Raw genomic sequence first — 17,071 nt, 5'->3', positions numbered from 1 at the left:
CTCCCCGGTGGGTGAATTTTCAACTGACCCGCCCCAAGTTAGGGCGCCGGAACCCCGGATCGAAGCTCCGGAGGGTGATCGACAGGGAACCGACAGGGACGAAAAATCGGTTTCGCGCGGCCCGCCGCGGGGCTATCTTCGCCCTGACCTGCGTCCACGACCGCGAGGAGACCCCGATGCGCCGACAGACCGATCCGCCCGGCCTGTCACCCGCATCACAAAGGATCTCCCACGATCGTGAAAACCCTGAACATCGGCATTCTCGCGCACGTCGACGCCGGTAAGACCAGCCTGACCGAGCGCCTGCTCTTCGAAGCGGGCGCGATCGAGCACCTCGGCAGCGTCGACCGCGGCGACACCCGGACCGACTCCCTCGAGCTCGAACGCCGTCGCGGCATCACCATCCGCTCCGCCGTGGTCTCGTTCACGACCGGCGACGCCCGGATCACGCTGATCGACACCCCGGGCCACTCGGACTTCATCGCCGAGGTCGAGCGCGCGCTGCGCGTGCTCGACGGGGCCGTCCTGGTGGTGTCCGCCGTCGAAGGCGTCCAAGCCCAGACCCGCGTCCTGATGCGTACGTTGCGCCGGCTCGGCATCCCGACGCTGATCTTCGTCAACAAGATCGACCGCCGGGGTGCCCGTGACCTCCTCGACGACGTCCGCGCGAAGCTGGCGCCGCGGGCGATCGCGCTGAACGCGCCTCTCGACGACCTGGCCGAGCTGCTGGCCGACGGGGACGACACCTTCCTGCAGTCCTATGTGGACAACAACGTCGACGCCGCGGCCTGCCGCGCCGAGCTGGCCCGGCAGGTCGCGCGCGGCGAGCTGCACCCGGTCCTGTCCGGCTCGGCGATCACCGGCACCGGCGTCGCGGACCTGGTCACGGCGATGGCCGAACTGCTCCCGGCCACCGAGCGCACCGGCGACGGACCCCTGCACGCGACGGTTTTCAAGATCGACCGCGGCCACGCCGGCGAAAAGATCGCTTATGCCCGGCTGCATTCCGGTTCACTGGCCGCGCGCCAGCGGATTTCCTTCTACCGCGGCAAAACCGAGCTGACCGGCCGGGTCTCCGCGATCGAAGTCGCCGGCGACGACGTGGCGCTCGCCGGGGACGTCGCCCGGGTGCGCGGGCTGCGAGAGGTCCGCATCGGCGACCGGCTCGGCTCCCCCGGCACCACGCGCGACGGCGTGTTCGCGCCACCGAGCCTGGAGACCGTGGTGCGGCCGGTCCGGCCCGAGCAGGCGGCGGCGTTGTTCACCGCGCTGACCCGGCTGTCCGAAGAGGACCCGCTGATCGACGTCCGCCGGTACGGCCACGACATTTCGGTGCGGCTCTACGGCGAAGTGCAGAAGGAAGTGCTGCGCTCGATGCTGGCCGAGGGCGCCGGCATCGACGTCACGTTCGAGCGGACGCGCACCCTGTACGTCGAGAAGCCGGTCGGCCGCGGCGAGGCCGTCGAGGAGCTGGATCCGGAGCAGCGGCTGTACTTCTTCGCGACGGTCGGGCTGCGGGTGGCACCCGGTCCCGGCGTCACGTTCGGGCTTTCGGTCGAGCTGGGCTCGCTGCCGCTCGCGTTCCACAAGGCCATCGAAGAGACCGTCCACACCACGCTCGAGCAAGGGCTGTACGGCTGGGAGGTGCTGGACGTCGCGGTCACGCTGACGCACACGGCGTTCTTCAGCCCGCTCAGCGCCGCGGGCGACTTCCGCAAGATGACGCCGCTGGTGCTGATGGCGGCGCTGAAGCAGGCCGGCACGCGGGTGTACGAGCCGGTGCACCGCTTCGAGCTGGAGATCCCGGCGAACGCCGTCAGCGCGGCACTGCTCAAGCTCGCGGACCTGCGCGGGGTGCCCGGCGAACCGGTCGCCGGGCCGTCGTCGTACACGCTGCACGGCACGATCCCGGCCGAGCACGTCCACGCGTTCGAGCAGGCACTGCTGGCGCTAGGCCAGGGCGAAGGCGTCTTCCTCAGTGAGTTCGACGACTACCGGCCGTATCCCGGTCCGCCGCCGACGCGGCCGCGGACCGGGGAGAACCCGTTGGACCGCAAGGACTACCTCGCGCAGGTGGCCCGGCGTTAGCGCTTGTGCGCCCAGGCGGCGCCGAAGCAGTACGCGCCGAACGAGGCGAGGCCGAGCGCCACCACGATCAGCAGCACGGTGCCGAAGGGCTGGGCGGCGAGCGTCTTGAGCGCGGCGTCCAGCCCGCCGGCCTTGTTCGGGTCGGCCTGGAACCCGGCGATGGCGAGGAGGATCGCGACCACGGTGAAGACGACGCCCTTGGCGAGGTAGCCCGTGGTGCCGACCCAGCCGATCCAGCGCTTGGTCTTCCCCGGCAGCTCGGTCGTGTCGAGGTCCTCGAGGAACGTCTTCTTCACGCCCTTGACGCCGGCGGCGATCGCGACCCCGAGGACGCACGCCGCGGCGATGATCACCAGCGCCGGCCCGGCCGGCAGCTTGAGCAGCTTGGCGGTGAACTCCTGCTGACTCTGGTTGCCCGACCCGCCACCACCACTGCCGGTGGCGATCCGGAACGCGGTGAAGCCCAGCACGATCACGACGACACCGCGCGCGGCCGCGCCGATCCGCTTGCGCGTCCGCTTGCCGCCGCTGACCCATTCGTAGCCGGTGGCGGCCATCAGGAACTGCCAGAGGCCGAACAGGACCAAGCCGATGGCGAGGATCCAGAGCAGGACTTGGCCGAAGGCCGTCGAGCCGACCTGCTGCAGCGCGCCCTTCTGGTCGGCCTGCTCGCTGTCCCCGAAGGCGACCTGCGCGGCCAGGTAGGCGATGACGAGGTGGACGACGCCGTAGCAGGCCATGCCGATCCGGCCGAGCAGCTGCGCGGTGTTGCTCTTCTCGCCTCTGTCGGCTTCGGCCTCGGTCCGGTTCACGCCTCTTCGGGCGGAGTCCTCGGTCCGGTTCACGCCGTCTGATGTCCGGTTCATGCCCTCTAGGTACCCACTGCAGCCCGTGCGCCGCTGGGCCATGCGGCGTAATCCCTTGCGGCGATGGGAGGGTCCGGAGCATGGATGCGCGACTGGTCGGCTACTGGTCGGAGTCGGAGGTGCACCCCGGTTCGACCGAGTACACCGAACTGGGCTTCCGCGCCGACGGCTCGGGCTGGCAGTACTGGTCCAGCTGGAGCACGGCGTTCGTCGTCCACCGCTTCGGCTGGCACACCGCGGAACCCGGCCGGCTCGTCGTCCGCCTGCGGATGGAGATCGACGGCACGTGGTCCGTGGACGGCCCGGACGTCGCCCATCAGGTCGCGGACTCGGAGCACGTCGACACGCTCGTCGAGCTCGCGTGGACGCTCGACCCGGCGCGGAAACTGACGCTGGACCGCCCGCTGGTCGACGCTCTCGGCGGCACGCAGTTCCTGCCCGTCGACGACGGCGGCACCGACCCGACGCTGGCCGCCTAGGCGGGACGTCGGCGGACTTCGTCGAGCCCGGTCCAGCCGCCGTTGACCGCGAGCAGCGTCAGCACCTGGTCCGCCTGCTCGGCGAACCGCGCGAGGTCGTCGTGCAGCAGCGCCGCGCGTTCGTCGTCGAGCTGGTCGAAGTCGTCCCACCAGAGCCCGATCGCCGTCCCCGCCGCGACGACGAGGCCCTGCACCAGTCGCTGGATCCCGGGCGACGGCGCTTTCGCCGTCTCGCGGTAGGCCGTCTCGATGTCGTCACAAGCGGCGAGCAGCTCCCGCAACCGGGCGACGGCCCCGGCGGGCGTGCCGTCCCAGGCGGCCGTCGGCCAGGCGCGGTCGGACAGTTCGAGCCACAGCCGCCAGCCGGCGACCAGCTCGGCTTCGTCGTGGGGCGTCCAGGACGCCGGAACCGGCCAATACATCCTTCGAGAGTGACACCGCCGGAGCGGAAAAGCGCCCCGGCGGTGGGTTATGTCTCAGGTGGCGAAAATCAGCCGATCTCCCCGCCGATCACGGGCGGCACCGGCACGCACGGCGGGGTCTTGGCGTGGGCCGGATCGAGCGCGTTGAGCACCAGCCCCTGGGCGACGGGGTCGTAGGTGATGCCGAGGTGATCGGTGAAGTCGAGCCCGCAGACGTTCTGCAGCAGGATGTTCTTGACGTTCGGTTTTGGAGCGAGGAACGCGCTGGTGTACGGCGTGACGACGTCGTCGTAGCGGGTCTGGATGACGGTGTACTGGATGCCGTCGACGGTCTCGCCACCGGCGTTGAGGTCGGTGAGGAAGGCCGAGCCGACGGCTTGCTCGTTGCACGACTGGCAGACGGTCCCGAGCGCGGCCGGCACGCCGGGGATCAGTTCGAGGGTGCTGAGCAGGCCGAAGAGGTCGGTCCCGTGATTCGACGGCGACAGCCCGACGAGCCGGCTGATCTTGTCGGCGCCGCCGAGGTACTTGATCCAGTACCGGACGTTCATCCCGCCCTGCGAGTGCCCGACGACGTCGAGCTTCTTGGCGCCGGTGGCTCGGAGGACCTTGTCCCCGAAGGCGGCAAGCGCTTTCGTGGTGTCGGCGATGGGCCCGACGGTCTGCAGGAAGCTCCCGGGCGCCCCGCCGAAGTTGCCGGCGAAGACGCAGTAACCGGCGTTGGCGAGCTTCTGGGAGAGGTTGGCCCAGTTTTCGTAGGCGTTGGCGGTGGTCCCGTTGGAGAGCAAGACGGGATTGGGGTGCTTGTCGGAGGGCTTGCAGTTCCAGTCGTTCGCCCCGGGCGGCGCGATGGTGGGAGCGCCGAGCGAGTAGAGGGCCGCCGTGAGGATGTTGGGCTGCACGGGCCCGGTGGGTTCCTTTTCGGCCGCTTGGACCGTCCCGGCCCCCAGCACGAGTGCGGCCGCTGTGACAGCCACCGCCGTGAGCCACCTGCGCGTCGTTGCGCCCATCCGTTTCACCTCTCTGTGAACCGATGGTGATCCGCGTCACCAATGGGTTAACGCGCGGGTAACTTGTTCGGACACTCCCCCTGGTGAGTGATTTTCTTCCGCCGGTTGACCTGCTACGAGTGACACAGCAGGGTCTGGGTGGCACTTACGGGGATGACAAAAGCTCGCCGCCCCCGGACACGACGAAGCCCCCGGCGCCGCGTGGTCGCCGGGGGCTTCGGTGGTTCGGGAGCGGGTCAGCCCCTGAGCAGGGCGCGGGCCATGACGACCTTCTGGATCTGGTTCGTGCCCTCGTAGATCTGGGTGCTCTCGGAGGGGCGGCAATCCGACCTGGCGATCTGCGCCTCGACGGGCCGTTGACCAGCCAATCCAGCGTTTGTCCACGTTGGTCGAAATTGGCCCTGATTGGCCCTCCCACGGAACAGAGACGGAACACGGGCGCCTGCTCCGCGCCGTCGCCGTGCTCCTTGTCTTGGCGGCTGTCGCCGGGCTGCTCGTCGGCTTGGCTCCGGCGCGCGCGGCCGCGGCGCCGTCCTGCGACCGCGGCACGCTCGTCGACGCGCGGCTCGCCGAGCTCGGCCGGTTCGGCGTCGAGTGGCGCGTCGGCCCGACCCGGCCGGACGCGTGGGGCGTGACACTGCCCGACGAGGGCGTGACGGTGTCCGAGGTCGTGCCTTGCAAACCCGCCCTGATCCTGTCCATCGTCAACCACGAGTGGATGCACACCCAGCAGATGCGCGCGTACCCGGACCGACGGTTGCGCTCCCGCGTCTACGGCCGGTACGTCGAAACGGTGGCGGACTGCGGGTCGCTGCTGCTCGGCTCGCGGTACACGCCGTACCTCGGCCAGCGGGCGCGGGAGACCTGCCGGGCGGTGGTCGGGTGCACGACGTTCGAGTACGGCGCGGCGCTGCGGCTGCTCGCGGCGGCTGGCCGATAAGCGCGGCCAGGCTGCGGCGGGAGCAGCGCGACGAGCCGATGTACGAAAGCCCCTGCCTGGCCATCGTGGCCAGGCAGGGGCTTTCTCGCGTTACGGTCAGCTCGTGGGGTTGCCCTGCTCCGCGGCCTTCCGCGCCTTGCGCTTGTGCAGCCGGTCTCCGAGCGATCCCTCGGGGTACTTGCTCACCACGAGGCCCTGTGCCTCGGCCTGACGGCGCTGGATCTCGGTCTGCTTGGCAATGTTGCGACGCTTCTTCCGGCCGAACACGGCACCTCCCTGGTTGGCTACCCCGCTCCACGGCGTGGTCCGCCGTCCAAGTCGCCCGCCGGAGGCTCGCTGTTACAAGATCGCGGACGGTAGGTCAGGGCGTCCACGCGCCCCTAGGCTGGCCGCATGGCTGTTCACCTCCTCGTGACGACAACGACCCCCGACCGCGCGTCAGGCGCGAAGATCGCCGGATCGGCGGTGGCCGCGCGCCTGGCGGCCACCGCGCAGGTCACCGGCCCCGTCGCGTCGTTCTTCTGGCATCTCGGCGAGCAGGGCGAGGGCGAGGAGTGGAACGTGACGCTCAAGACCACCGACGCCCGGTACGCCGAGCTCGAAGCGCACATCGTCGAGCAGCACCCCTGGAACAAGCCGGAAGTGACCGCCGTCGAGCTCGTGCGCGGCTCCGCCGGCTACCTGCGGTGGCTCGAAGAGTCGACGAGCGCCGAGGCCTAGGCACCCACTCGGGTCAGCAGCTCGCCGACCGCCGGCGTCGACCGGTACCGCGTCAGCTGGCGGGCCACGGCCTGGATCCGGACGGCCGGTCGTACCGAGCTGACTCCGGCGGCCAGGTCGACAGCGCGGGTCAGGGTCGCGGCGGCCTGCTCGACCTCGTGAGCGTGCAGGTAGGACGTGGCAAGCCACGTCAGGTACAGCGCCTTGTCCCGCGCGTGCGTATCGTCGAACCCGGACAACACCTGCTCCAGCACCGGCACGGCCCGCAGCGGCCGGCGTAGCTCGGTCCAGCACCGGCCGGCCATGATGTCGATCTCAGCGTCGTTCACCCAGAACACCCAGTCCGGATCGGGCCGGTCGTCCCGGACTTGCAGGGCCTCACGCGCCAGGTTCAGCGCCCGGTCGGCCTCCTGTGGCTCGCGCGCCGTCGCGTGCGCCCACGCCTTCCGCTCGAGCAGGAGGGCGTTCACCTTCGGCGTGGCCATCGGCCGCGCGACCTCGCACGAGTCCGTAGCCAGTGCCGTCCCGCTCTGCGATGTGGTGGTCTGCTGGTAGGCGGCGTAGGCCAATGCGTTCCCGGCGAGGTCGAGTGCGCCGGCCTCCTCGGCGGCGTCCCGACTTTCGCTGTAGAGCCGCTGGGCGAGTGCGTGCTGGCCGTGGTCGAACGCTGCCCAGCCGGCCTGCTGTTGTTGCTCGGCCAGCAACGCGCGCAGCTGCTGGCCGACCTCGATCGCGTGGCTGGACTCGCGGAGCAGCCGCTGCGTGAAATCGACCTCGGCGGAGTACACCGGAAAGGTCTCAGCACCACCCATGATGTTGTCGAGACGGCGGAGCCGGGCGGTTCGGCGGCGCAGCTCGTCGATGTCGGATTGCCCAATTCGGCGCGAGGTCGGCTGTTCGGTGCGAGCCAGCGGAATTGCCAGGGCGGCCATTGCTCCGATGAACTCGCGCCGCTGCACTACCTCTCCCGTCTTCGCCTTCCGCTGTTCCGTGCGGGTCGCCGTGACAGCTCGCCGGATGTCCTGCGCGTCGATTTCGAAGCTCGCCGCGATGTGCTTCTGCCAGAACGGAGTCGGCAATCGCCGCTCGGACTCCCAGCGCGATATCTCGTTGCGGGTTACGGGCCGTCCCGCAATCGCGGAAAGCGCCTCGGCCTGATCGGCTTGAGAACGGCCGGTGCGCTTCCGCTCGGTTCGGAGCAGTGCGCCCACCCCTTGCTGCTCCACTCGTACTCCTCGCGGTTCGCACCCTGCCAGGTGGCCATCATCGCGCTGGCCCCTGGTTCTGGCCACCCCCGGCGAATGGCCACCTTTCCGGGCTCCTCCTACCAGGCATTATCGCTCCTAGCGTCAACCACGTGACGACGCGAGAGGGACTCGGCGACAGGCCGACGTTCTGGGCCGGCGCCTCCGTGTTCAACACCGGCGGCCAACGGCTGAACGAGATCGACCTGGACACCTACTGGCCGCCGCTGACGATCGCCGACATGACGGACGACGACTGGGAGCTGGCCCACGCCGCGCTCTGCGCGTTCGAGGCGGAGCGGAGAATTCGATGACCGCACTCGACGACTGGCCCCGCACCCCGGTTCCGCGGCCGATGGTCCGCCGGTGGGAGTGGCGCCTGTTCGACGCCGACGGACGGGCGCACCTCTATCTCGTCGCCGAGCTCGCTCACCCGCGGCTGGACCTGCTGCGGCCGTGGTGCCTGCTAGGCCCCGGCTACCCCCTTGAACACGACCGGCGCGAGCTCGGGCCGCGCGGTGTGCTCCCGCAGAGGGGCCAGGCATGTCCGGGGTGCGCAGCCTACGAATGGGCCCGCGTGCCGCACCCTCGGACTGGTACGCCAGCCGCGGGCGGGTTCGCCGGCGACCTGTTCGAGGTGGTGACCCGCGATGCACGCGCGTGACCGCGACCGTTCCGACAGGCTGATGGACGCCGAGGCGATGGCCAAGGCCTACAGCGAGGGCGCCTCGATCGGTGCGATCGCTGAAGCCACGCAGCGGAGCTACTCATGGACGCGTCGGCTGCTGCTCGGCGCGGGCGTCGAGCTGCGCGCCCGGTCCGTGAGGACGTGCCCCATCGCGCCCGAACAGCTCGCCGAGGAATACGCCCAAGGCGCGAGCATCCTCACTCTCGCCGAGCGGCACGGCCTGTACTTCAAGCTGATTCGCGAACTGCTGCTCGACCACGGCGTGACGCTGCGCCCCTCGACGAAGGCGGGCCGTGATGCACGAACGTGATCGGACGCTGCTCGCCGGGCTCGCCGAGGTGAACCGCGAGATCGGCACGGTGACACTGCAGCTGCTCACCCTCCAGCCCGACGACACGGAGTACGCCGCCGGACTCCGGGCGCTCGGCCGTGATCTGGTGCGGATCGGCGCCGAGCTTGCCGCCCGCGCGGGAGAGCTCGACGGCCGGACGGCCGATTCCACCGAACTGCTCACGACGGCTGAGCGTCCTTACGAACCGTCGTGAGCCCCCGGCCGGTGCGTCTGCCCTCCCTCCCCCTCGCGGGCGGGCGCGCCGGCCGGGTTCCAGGCCCGCCGCCCACACCAGGGCCGTGCGCGGCGGAGGCGGGACCGGTGCGCCGCCCTCGGCCGGCTTGCCGGGTGCACCGGTCCCGCTCGTTCAGCCGACGATGTCGAGCTCGAACGGCCCGGCGCACGAGAAGTTGAGGTCCGCCCACACCCCGCCGGGCAGCCGGTAGACGCGGTGGCTCGTGAGCTTCGGCTGGTACCCCTTGTCGTCGGCGGGGTTGTAGCCGATGCCCTGGTGGTCCGAGCCCCACGCGAAGATGCTGGGCACCCAGATCGGGTTGATCGCGTAGCCCTCGGCGTTCAGCCGCGGCCGGAAGATGACCGCGGCGCCCTGGCTGCCGGACAGGAACACGCGGCGGGCCTGGTCCTTGGTCGGGTCGTCGGCGGGCGGGTTGATCGTGATGCGCTCCATGAGCTCCACTCCGGTGGTCGAGGCGGCTGGGCCGCCGTTGGATGGGGCCGGGTCGACGCCAGGCCAGTAGTCCGCGACGGCGGACACGTCGATGCCGGGCGCCACGTCGAGCATGTACTGCGCGGCGATCGCGCCGTCGGGGATCTCCGGCCGGCCGCTGGCGGTCGCGATCCAGTACAGCGGCGGGTCGACCTTCTGCGCAACGAACGCGGCCTTCACCTTCGGCCAGGTCGAGCGGTTGCAGTAGATGGCGGGGAAGGCGAACCCGTCGGCGCGCCGCTGCGCAGCCCAGCCGGGTGCCTGCTCCGGCGTGGCGTCTCCGGGCTCAACGTCGAGGACGTGCCCGTCGCGGGTAGACGCCTTCTTGACGATGGTCACCTTGCGGGCGTTCGGGAACAGCGCCCAGTCGGACGCGCTCCACGGCGCGAGCTTGATTTTGTCGATGTAGCCAGCGACGAGCTGCGGGTTCGGGTTGGCCTTGGTGATGTTCGCGGCCGTGACCGCGTCGTACATGGTGCGCATCAGGGAACCTCCGGGAGGTAGAGCGGCGGCGGGTCGGCTATCGAGCCGCCGAGCTGGCGGAGCTGGTCCACGACCTGCTCGTCCCAGCGGTGGTGCACGCGCAGCACGTCGTCGTGCCGCCGCTGCGTCGCCCGGACCTCGCGCAGCTCGGTGCGGACTTCCTTCAAGTCCTCGCCGAGGTCCTTGTTGGACTCGGCCGCGGTCTGCACGAGCACGGCGGCGGAGTCGGCGTTGACCTTGCGGGCGTCGGACCGTGCTTTCGCGATGTCGAACACCGCCTTGGCCACGGCGCCGACGCCGCCGGCGCCGCCGAGCCACGTCAGGATGTCGCTCATCCGAGGGCCACCTTCCGAGCGCGGGAGATCTGGACCGCCCGCCACGCCGCAGCCGCGGCCATCGCGAAGAGGAACAAGCAGAACGCCAGCGCGCGCACGCCCGTGGTGCCCAAGCCCCAGCAGGCATAGGCGAACCCGACGCCGGCCAGACCGGTGAGGCCGGCGCGCTCCCAGAGCACGCCCTTGACGGTGGCCGCTCGGATGATGCCGGTCAGCGCGACCGAGCACGTCACCAGCCCAACGGCGAGGAACACGTGCCCGAAGGGCACTGGGTAGCCGCGCAGCGTCGTGGTGGCCACGGTGTCGAACGCGGCCAGTCCAGCGCAGCAGTACAGGCCGAATGCCGCGACGATCAGCGTCTCGAAAGGGTTGCGCGTGCTCGTGATCGTCATCCCGTCACGTCCTCGATCATCAGCTCGTAGGTGTGGTCCGCACCGCCCGCGATGCCGCCGGTACCGGCGTCGCTCTTCACCGTGAACGACGCCGCGTACGTCCCCGAGGTCGGCGCCACCCAGGTCCCGATCAGCGTGGTCGGGAGCGTCACGAACAGGGAGGAACCCGTGTTCGGGTGCTTGGCGCGCACGAGGGTGCCGGCGTTCGCCGTCGGCGTTGCCCCGGCGATCACGCGGACGTTCTGGATCATGTTCGTGCCAGGCGTGCCGGTCTTCTGGTAGTACTCGGCGTCCGCGGTGAACTTGTACCGGCGGCCGGCCACCGTGGTGAACGTCGCCGAGAGCAGCACCGCTTCGGTCGTGGTGACCGTCGTGTCGGCGTTGCCGGACGCCCCGCCCACGTAGCCACGCGGACGACTCGCCGCGCCCGCCGTGTCGTCGAGCCCACCCACCGTCGTTTCAACAGCGGTCAAAGCGTTCTTGAGGTGCAGTGCGGTGTTCGGCGGGTCGACCGTCTCCGGGTAAGCCCAGCCGTATCGGCTCGTGTTGCCCATGACTGGGCTCCTTTCCTTGCGTCAGAACGGAATGACGGTGATCGTGCGGTCAAAGAACGTGGCCCCAGGGTTCGCAGACAACGCGAGGTACTTCATCGTGAAGGTGTTGAATCCGACGTTCAGGCCGCGCGCGGCCGTGAGCACGGTCGTCCGCGACCCGCCCATGTAGAACCCCACGGGCGCGCTCGACGTGGCGTACCAGTTCTCGCCGCCCACGTAGAAATCGGAACTCGGCGCGATCGCCGAGGCGCCGGACACGGCGAAGGATGCGTTACCTCCGATCCACTGCCCAACACCGGTTCCCGCGTTGGCGAGACTGTTAATCGTGGCTGACACCGTCACCAGGCATCGCCGAGACGATCCGATGTAGACGGTCACGGCCGGCCCGACGGTGACCAGGTCCGTGTACGACGTACTGGTGGTGGCCTGCGATGCGGACACCAGCTGTGACGCGACCTGGTTGGCCGCACCGGCTCCCGGCGCGGCGACCTTGCCGAGGATGTACCACTGCGACATCCGCTTTTCGATCATCACAGTGTCGCCCGGCTGGTACACGAGCCCGACGCCAGACTGGAGCACGCGCAGATTCGAGACCGTCGCGCCGTTGACCGCCACCGCGTTGACCCCCGTGGACTCGTCCCACGAGACGATCTGTCCCTGATAGTGGTACAGGTCGGCGCCGCCGGGCGGTGTCGCTGCGGCGGCGTTCGCGGCGGCCATCGCGACGGCGTAGGCGAGAGCGTCCATCACGCACCCGCTTTCCGCGTCAGGTATTGCTTGCGGGTGTCGATGCCCATCGAGTCCCCGGGTGCAAGCCCGTAGGTGATGCGGTCGATGATGTGTACCTCGGAGTTGCCCGGGTAGGCCACGGCGACCACGTCCCAGCCCTCCAGCGCGGGGTTCGGGATCGAACCGAGAGACACCGCATACGGCAGCCCGGTGACCTTCGCCAGCTTCGCTTTCGCTGCCCCCTTGCACTGGTCGACGGTCGTCATGAACGCCGAGCTGTAGACGGTGGGCACCAGCCCGAACGGCCCACCGACCCACGTCGGCGAGGTGGAGTCGTCGTCGGACACCACGGCCTGCACGGGCGGCAGCTCGCCGACCGGCTCACCCCGGGCCACGACGATGTTGTAAACCGCCTCGCGGGAAATGGTGCGTTGCATCGACACCAGCACACCGCGCGCGCCGGAGTTGATCTCCCACACCGGAGCGGTCTTCGTCAGGTCCGGCACCGACTTCACCTGAAAGCGGCCGGCGTAGTCGAAGTAGCCGTACTTCCCATACGCGGCAAGCAAGTCCTGCACGAACCCCAGCCGGTCTTCGTCGAGCACGTGATCGGAGCCGAGCAGCGTGGTGTAGGCGCTGAAGTCGTAGACGGTGACCAGTCCGGGCACGGCCTGGCCCACGACGTAGTCGATGACCGACCCGACCGACGCGCCGGATCCGAACTGGACGGGCGCGGTGTTGCGGGCGTCGCGGACCATCGCCATCCGGTCGGACGCGGTGATCCGGATCGCGCCATCGGGCACGCTCTGCTGCTCGACCTTGTCGATCCGGAAGTAACCGAGCCCCACCAGCTCCTGTGTGCCGGTGCCGTACTCCACGCCGCGCTCGACGTAGATCTCCTGGCCGTACGGGGTGCCCGGGTCAGTGGGCTTGGACGGCCACGGGTACACCGTCGACAAGTCCAGCGTGGACTGAACATCGGCGGTCATGTCCGTGGTCACGTCGCCGGTCAGGACGGGCAGCCGCCCCAGGGTCGAGACGCCCGGGATCGCGATCCCGACCGGGGACGTGCCGGTCTGGCCGGGCGCGACGAGCGTGCAGCGGGATGCCAGCGTGTGCGACCCGCGTAGAGCCGTCTGGAACGAGTCGGTGGTGGGCCTCACGGGACGATCACCACCGCGGTCGAGACCTTGTCCACCAGCGCCGAGTACGACACGTTCGCGGCGATCACGTCCGCGATCGTGGCGTACGTGGCGAGCACGTCGGCGTAGGTGAAGGTGTCGGAGTACACCGTGGACGCGGGCGCGGCGACCTCGGTCACCGGCAGGTCGAAGTACCGGCGCACCCCGCGCGCGGCGGTCTTGCGCTGCGCGGTGTCGCCGATCGTGGCGTACACGGTCGGGATCGCGCACAACGCCGTGGGTGCCTGAATGAACACCGCGTGACCGGTGAGCAGGGCGTTGTCGAAGTCGGCGGCGGCGGCCAGGCTCGGCGTGGTGACCGTGAGCGTGAACCGCTGGGAGCCGCGCACGTCGTTGATCGCCAGCGGCATCGTGCGGCCGATCACGTCGATGATCGCGACGCGCGACGGGCGGGTGATCTCGGAGATGCCGGACACCGTGGCCTTCCGGTTCAGCGACGGTCGGCGAACGTTCTTGATCCAAACGGAATCGAGTACCGGCGTGATCACCGAGGTCTCCACACCGACGTTCAGGCGCTTCGTCGTCCGCAGCAGCCGCGCCTTACTGACGGCGGCCGAGCCACCGGTCCAGGTGGTGACCGACGACGGGATCGTCTGCGCGTTGGTGGCGGCCAACGTGCGCCAGATGATCTGCGACTCGTTGTTCGCGCCCGCCGTGTTGAACCCGCCCACAGGGTCGGCCTCGAACTGCGCGGTGGGCAGCGCAGCGCCCGTGCCGGTGGACTTCTTCCACTCCTGCATGACCCACACGACGCCGGCGGCGGCGAGCGTGGCGCCGGGCGTGGAGACGTTCTGTGCGCTGGCGTTGGTCTGCAGAGCAGCGTGTACGGGGGTGGCGGCGTTCGTCCAGGCCGTGACGATCGCCGAGCACGAGTCACCCGATGCGCCGCCGGAGAACGCCACCGACGGCGCGGTGACGCCGCCGGCCATGGTCCGGTAGAACACGGCCATGTGCCCGGCGCCCCCGGCGAGCAGCGTCCACCCGGTCGGCGTGGTGATCGTGGCCGCGGTGTTGGCGTGTGTGACGAACAGCGTCAGCAGCGCACCGTTCGGAGTGGACGCGGGCAGCGGCGGGTTCAACGTCGTGTTGTTGCCGGTGGTGAAGGCACCCGACCCGAAGCGCGTCACGTCGGCCGCGTCGACGGCGGTCACGCGGTAGGTGTTCGCGACGCCGGCGGCGAACTCGTAGTCGTCGAGCTTCCCGGCCCCGGCGGTCAGGCCGACCTTGTCGCCGCCGCGCACGGTGGTCCAGGTGATCCCGTCGGTGGAGCGCTCGACCAGCGCGTAATCCGCGTCGGTGTTCAGGCCGGTGAACTCGACGCGCACGCGACCGAGGTCATCGAGGTAGGTGGTCGTGGTGCTCATCGCATGCCCCCCGCCCCGGCGCCGGCCGCGCGCGCTGTTGCCCGCCCGGTCTCGTCGAGCTCGATCCGGATGCGTTCGCTCATGCCCTTGCCCAGGTCGATAGTCAGCTCGATCACCTGCGCCTTGCCGAAGGTCTGCGCGTTGGACACCACTCGTCCGGTCTGCCCGGGGACGAACAGCTCGGGTCCGCGCTCGCCGACGATGTACGGGCGGCCGCCGCTGGCCGTGCCGCCCTTGGCCAGGTACGGGATGTGCGGGATGCTCGGGATACCGACGACGCCGGTGATGTTGTTGATCCCGTCGATGGCGCCGTTCAGCAGCCGGATCGCGCCGTTGAGCGCGCCCTTCAGGCCGTTGCCGATTCCGGACCAGATGCCGGAGAAGAAGTCGCCGACCTTGCCCCACACGCCCTTGATGAAGCCCCACGCGTCGTTGAAGCGGTCGCGGACCCAGTTCATCGCGGTGGTCACACCGCCGGTGATCCCGCCCCACACGCCGGAGAAGAAGCCGGTGACGCCGGACCACACGCCCTTGATGAAGTTCCAGGCGTCCACGAGTCGCTGCCAGATCCACGCCGCGGCTGCGGTCACGGCGTCCTTGACGGTGTTCCACAGGCCGACGAAGAACGCGGCGATCGGGTCCCAGTAGGTGATGATCAGCGCGACGATCGCGATCAGCGCAGCAATCGCGATGATCACCAGCCCGATCGGGTTGGCCGACATCGCGATGTTCAGCAGCCACTGCGCGGCCGCCCACGCACCGATCGCGATGATCAGCGGCGTGATCCAGCCCGTGTTCTGCGCAATGAAATTCGCGATGTTCTGGAGAACCGGCGCCAGGAAATTGATCACCGGAACGAGGATGTTGCCGATCGTCGTGGCCAGGCTCGCGAACGCCGAGGCCAGCGGCGGAATCGCCGGGGCCACGGCCTGAAGCAATGCGCCGAGCACCTTGGACACCACGCCGGCCACGGTGTTCAGCGCCTCGAAGAACTTCACCAGCGTGTCATGGCCCTGCGCGGAGTCCAGGAATTCGCGCACCGTCTTCAGCAGCGGACCGATGAACCCTGTCGCGCCACCGCCGGCGTCCTGGATCGCGCCGAGCACCGAGCTGATGATGCCGACCACGTCGCCGATGACGGCGAAGAACGATTTGAACCCGTCGATGGCGCCACGGATCCACTGCTCCAGCCCGCCGGAGTCGGCGAAGCTCTGCACGGCCGCGTTGAACTTCTCGCCGGCCGCGCCGAGCCCGCCCGACAGCTGCACCAGGATCGGCATGGCGACGGCGCCGATGCGCAGGAACGCGGCGATCACCGGGGTCAGGAACTTGCCGACGTTCTGAATGATCCGGGCCGTGCCGGACAGCAGCGTGTTGACCTGCTCGGTGCCCTTCGCCGAGGCGACCACGCCGGTGACCTTGGTGGCCACGCCGCCCATCGCGGTCGCGATCTGCTGGAACCCGCTCGTGGTCTTCGGCAGCAAGCCCTGAAGGTTGCGGACCGCGGGCAGCAGCGCGGACTCGAAGCTCGACGACACCGCCGACTTGAGCGCGGTTACCTGCGGGTTCAGCTGGGCGAACGCGCGCTTGGCCCCGTCGGCGCCGAGCTTGGCCGCGATCATCGCACCGCCGAGCGCGAACCCGCCGGCGACCGCAAGGGGCAGCAGCCCGGCCGCGGCGATGATGCCGTTGATGGCGATCGGGAGCAGGTTGGCGACCGACGCGGCGGACGCGGCCTTGGTCGCCAGGTCCATCACGCCGCGCGCGGCCTTGCCGACGCCACTGGCGAAGTCGTTCAGCGCCTTGCTGCGCTTCTTTGCGTCGTCGGCGAGGGACTTCATCTCGGCCTTGGCGACGGCGGCCGCGGCGACCAGGCCAGTACTGGACCCGTCGAACTTGATCTTTACTGTGCGCTCGCCGAGGGCCATCACGCACCACCCTCGGAGAACTTCCGCACCACGTCGTCAACGGCGGCGTGCCACTCTCGCGAGATCGTGGCTGCCTCGCGCTCGACGAGCGGGAAGAACGCGTAGGCGTCGCGGCCCTGGTGCGGCCGGTACTGGCGGCCGCTCGACGTGCCGTAGCGCGGCGAGGCGTACCAACCAGAACGGCGCGTCATGCCGAACAGCGAGCCGAAGAGCATCCCGTACGCGGGCGCGCGATGGCGGCCGAGACGGCGGGTTCCGCCCACCTGGATCGCCGGCACCCGATCACGTACGGCCTTGACTGTGGTCGCCAGGTTCGGGCCCTGCGGTCCACCGTGGGCGGACACGTCCACCACGGCCTTGACCGCGAGCTTGCGTGCCAGCGCCTGCGAGTGGTCGCGGATAGCGTTCTGTGCGTCCTTGGGCAGCACGGTGAACGCGCGCAGGATCTCGCGCACGCCCTCGATGTGCACTGTGACGGTGAGCGTGGTCTTCGCCATCGGGGTGCACCTCCTCGCGCCTATCCGGACATCTGGGCGGAGCCGTAGCGGCTCGGGACTTCACCTGTCCCC

The 17,071-nt window shown here is 69.8% G+C and carries 22 protein-coding genes; 8 read left to right on the top strand and 14 right to left on the bottom strand.

What is annotated here, in order from left to right:
* Positions 1-237 precede the first annotated feature (237 nt).
* Positions 238-2,088, top strand: a complete 1,851-nt coding sequence (locus AB0M59_RS38765) for a translation factor GTPase family protein (protein ID WP_364625505.1) — start codon at positions 238-240, stop codon at positions 2,086-2,088.
* Here the strand turns inward: AB0M59_RS38765 and AB0M59_RS38760 are convergent.
* Positions 2,085-2,900, bottom strand: coding sequence for a DUF1206 domain-containing protein (locus AB0M59_RS38760; RefSeq protein WP_364625632.1), 816 nt, complete (start codon positions 2,898-2,900; stop codon positions 2,085-2,087). The two genes, AB0M59_RS38765 and AB0M59_RS38760, sit on opposite strands and share 4 nt — an antisense overlap.
* A gap of 134 nt (positions 2,901-3,034) precedes the next feature.
* Here AB0M59_RS38760 and AB0M59_RS38755 point away from each other — a divergent pair, with 134 nt between their 5' ends.
* The gene (locus AB0M59_RS38755) at positions 3,035-3,433 is read left to right on the top strand and encodes a hypothetical protein (protein ID WP_364625502.1); all 399 of its coding nucleotides are present in this window, start codon (positions 3,035-3,037) and stop codon (positions 3,431-3,433) included.
* Here the strand turns inward: AB0M59_RS38755 and AB0M59_RS38750 are convergent.
* Complete coding sequence (locus AB0M59_RS38750) at positions 3,430-3,855, bottom strand: hypothetical protein (protein WP_364625499.1); 426 nt, start codon at positions 3,853-3,855, stop codon at positions 3,430-3,432. The two genes, AB0M59_RS38755 and AB0M59_RS38750, sit on opposite strands and share 4 nt — an antisense overlap.
* Before the next feature lie 68 nt (positions 3,856-3,923).
* Positions 3,924-4,865, bottom strand: a complete 942-nt coding sequence (locus AB0M59_RS38745; protein WP_364625496.1) for an alpha/beta fold hydrolase — start codon at positions 4,863-4,865, stop codon at positions 3,924-3,926.
* 472 nt (positions 4,866-5,337) lie between these two features.
* Here AB0M59_RS38745 and AB0M59_RS38740 point away from each other — a divergent pair, with 472 nt between their 5' ends.
* Positions 5,338-5,805 carry a hypothetical protein gene (locus AB0M59_RS38740; RefSeq protein ID WP_364625494.1) on the top strand — a complete coding sequence of 156 codons (468 nt, stop codon included), beginning with the start codon at positions 5,338-5,340 and terminating at the stop codon, positions 5,803-5,805.
* Positions 5,806-5,901: 96 nt separating this feature from the next.
* Here AB0M59_RS38740 and AB0M59_RS38735 read toward each other — a convergent pair whose 3' ends face one another.
* On the bottom strand, positions 5,902-6,072 hold the full coding sequence (locus AB0M59_RS38735; protein ID WP_364625491.1) for a hypothetical protein: 171 nt from the start codon (positions 6,070-6,072) through the stop codon (positions 5,902-5,904).
* A gap of 126 nt (positions 6,073-6,198) precedes the next feature.
* On the opposite strand from AB0M59_RS38735, the gene cutA reads away from it, so the two are divergent.
* Complete coding sequence (cutA, locus tag AB0M59_RS38730) at positions 6,199-6,525, top strand: divalent cation tolerance protein CutA (RefSeq protein ID WP_364625489.1); 327 nt, start codon at positions 6,199-6,201, stop codon at positions 6,523-6,525.
* Here cutA and AB0M59_RS38725 read toward each other — a convergent pair.
* Positions 6,522-7,604, bottom strand: a complete 1,083-nt coding sequence (locus AB0M59_RS38725; RefSeq protein WP_364625486.1) for a hypothetical protein — start codon at positions 7,602-7,604, stop codon at positions 6,522-6,524. The two genes, cutA and AB0M59_RS38725, sit on opposite strands and share 4 nt — an antisense overlap.
* Before the next feature lie 278 nt (positions 7,605-7,882).
* Here AB0M59_RS38725 and AB0M59_RS38720 point away from each other — a divergent pair, with 278 nt between their 5' ends.
* Genes AB0M59_RS38720 through AB0M59_RS38705 form a run of 4 tightly spaced genes read left to right on the top strand, consistent with a single transcriptional unit; the run spans position 7,883 to position 9,002 of the window.
* On the top strand, positions 7,883-8,083 hold the full coding sequence (locus AB0M59_RS38720) for a hypothetical protein (protein WP_364625484.1): 201 nt from the start codon (positions 7,883-7,885) through the stop codon (positions 8,081-8,083).
* Positions 8,080-8,433 (top strand): hypothetical protein, encoded by a 354-nt coding sequence (locus AB0M59_RS38715; RefSeq protein ID WP_364625481.1) that lies wholly within the window; start codon positions 8,080-8,082, stop codon positions 8,431-8,433. Before AB0M59_RS38720 ends, AB0M59_RS38715 begins: the two co-directional genes overlap by 4 nt.
* A complete protein-coding gene (locus AB0M59_RS38710; RefSeq protein ID WP_364625478.1) occupies positions 8,420-8,767 on the top strand; it encodes a helix-turn-helix domain-containing protein in 348 nt (115 codons plus the stop codon). The genes AB0M59_RS38715 and AB0M59_RS38710 overlap by 14 nt, the downstream gene beginning before the upstream one ends.
* Entirely contained in the window at positions 8,754-9,002 is a 249-nt protein-coding gene (locus tag AB0M59_RS38705) for a hypothetical protein (RefSeq protein WP_364625475.1), read from the top strand. The genes AB0M59_RS38710 and AB0M59_RS38705 overlap by 14 nt, the downstream gene beginning before the upstream one ends.
* 153 nt (positions 9,003-9,155) lie before the next feature.
* On the opposite strand, the gene AB0M59_RS38700 is transcribed toward AB0M59_RS38705, so the two are convergent.
* The 9 genes from AB0M59_RS38700 to AB0M59_RS38660 are packed head-to-tail and all read right to left on the bottom strand — an operon-like array spanning position 9,156 to position 16,999.
* Positions 9,156-9,998: a hypothetical protein gene (locus tag AB0M59_RS38700; RefSeq protein WP_364625472.1), complete on the bottom strand. Its 843-nt coding sequence runs from the start codon at positions 9,996-9,998 to the stop codon at positions 9,156-9,158.
* On the bottom strand, positions 9,998-10,333 hold the full coding sequence (locus AB0M59_RS38695) for a hypothetical protein (protein ID WP_364625469.1): 336 nt from the start codon (positions 10,331-10,333) through the stop codon (positions 9,998-10,000). The genes AB0M59_RS38700 and AB0M59_RS38695 overlap by 1 nt, the downstream gene beginning before the upstream one ends.
* Positions 10,330-10,725 (bottom strand): hypothetical protein, encoded by a 396-nt coding sequence (locus tag AB0M59_RS38690; protein WP_364625466.1) that lies wholly within the window; start codon positions 10,723-10,725, stop codon positions 10,330-10,332. The genes AB0M59_RS38695 and AB0M59_RS38690 overlap by 4 nt, the downstream gene beginning before the upstream one ends.
* Positions 10,722-11,279 (bottom strand): hypothetical protein, encoded by a 558-nt coding sequence (locus AB0M59_RS38685; protein WP_364625463.1) that lies wholly within the window; start codon positions 11,277-11,279, stop codon positions 10,722-10,724. The genes AB0M59_RS38690 and AB0M59_RS38685 overlap by 4 nt, the downstream gene beginning before the upstream one ends.
* A gap of 21 nt (positions 11,280-11,300) precedes the next feature.
* A complete protein-coding gene (locus AB0M59_RS38680) occupies positions 11,301-12,026 on the bottom strand; it encodes a hypothetical protein (protein WP_364625460.1) in 726 nt (241 codons plus the stop codon).
* A complete protein-coding gene (locus AB0M59_RS38675) occupies positions 12,026-13,171 on the bottom strand; it encodes a DUF5047 domain-containing protein (protein WP_364625458.1) in 1,146 nt (381 codons plus the stop codon). Before AB0M59_RS38675 ends, AB0M59_RS38680 begins: the two co-directional genes overlap by 1 nt.
* Positions 13,168-14,574, bottom strand: a complete 1,407-nt coding sequence (locus tag AB0M59_RS38670) for a hypothetical protein (RefSeq protein ID WP_364625455.1) — start codon at positions 14,572-14,574, stop codon at positions 13,168-13,170. The genes AB0M59_RS38675 and AB0M59_RS38670 overlap by 4 nt, the downstream gene beginning before the upstream one ends.
* On the bottom strand, positions 14,571-16,502 hold the full coding sequence (locus tag AB0M59_RS38665; RefSeq protein WP_364625452.1) for a hypothetical protein: 1,932 nt from the start codon (positions 16,500-16,502) through the stop codon (positions 14,571-14,573). The genes AB0M59_RS38670 and AB0M59_RS38665 overlap by 4 nt, the downstream gene beginning before the upstream one ends.
* Complete coding sequence (locus tag AB0M59_RS38660) at positions 16,502-16,999, bottom strand: hypothetical protein (RefSeq protein ID WP_364625449.1); 498 nt, start codon at positions 16,997-16,999, stop codon at positions 16,502-16,504. Before AB0M59_RS38660 ends, AB0M59_RS38665 begins: the two co-directional genes overlap by 1 nt.
* Between the last annotated feature and the right edge of the window lie 72 nt (positions 17,000-17,071).

It is taken from the genome of Amycolatopsis sp. NPDC051371, from assembly GCF_040682155.1.
Taxonomy (GTDB): Bacteria; Actinomycetota; Actinomycetes; order Mycobacteriales; family Pseudonocardiaceae; genus Amycolatopsis.
This window is presented reverse-complemented; position numbering and strand designations above follow the sequence as displayed.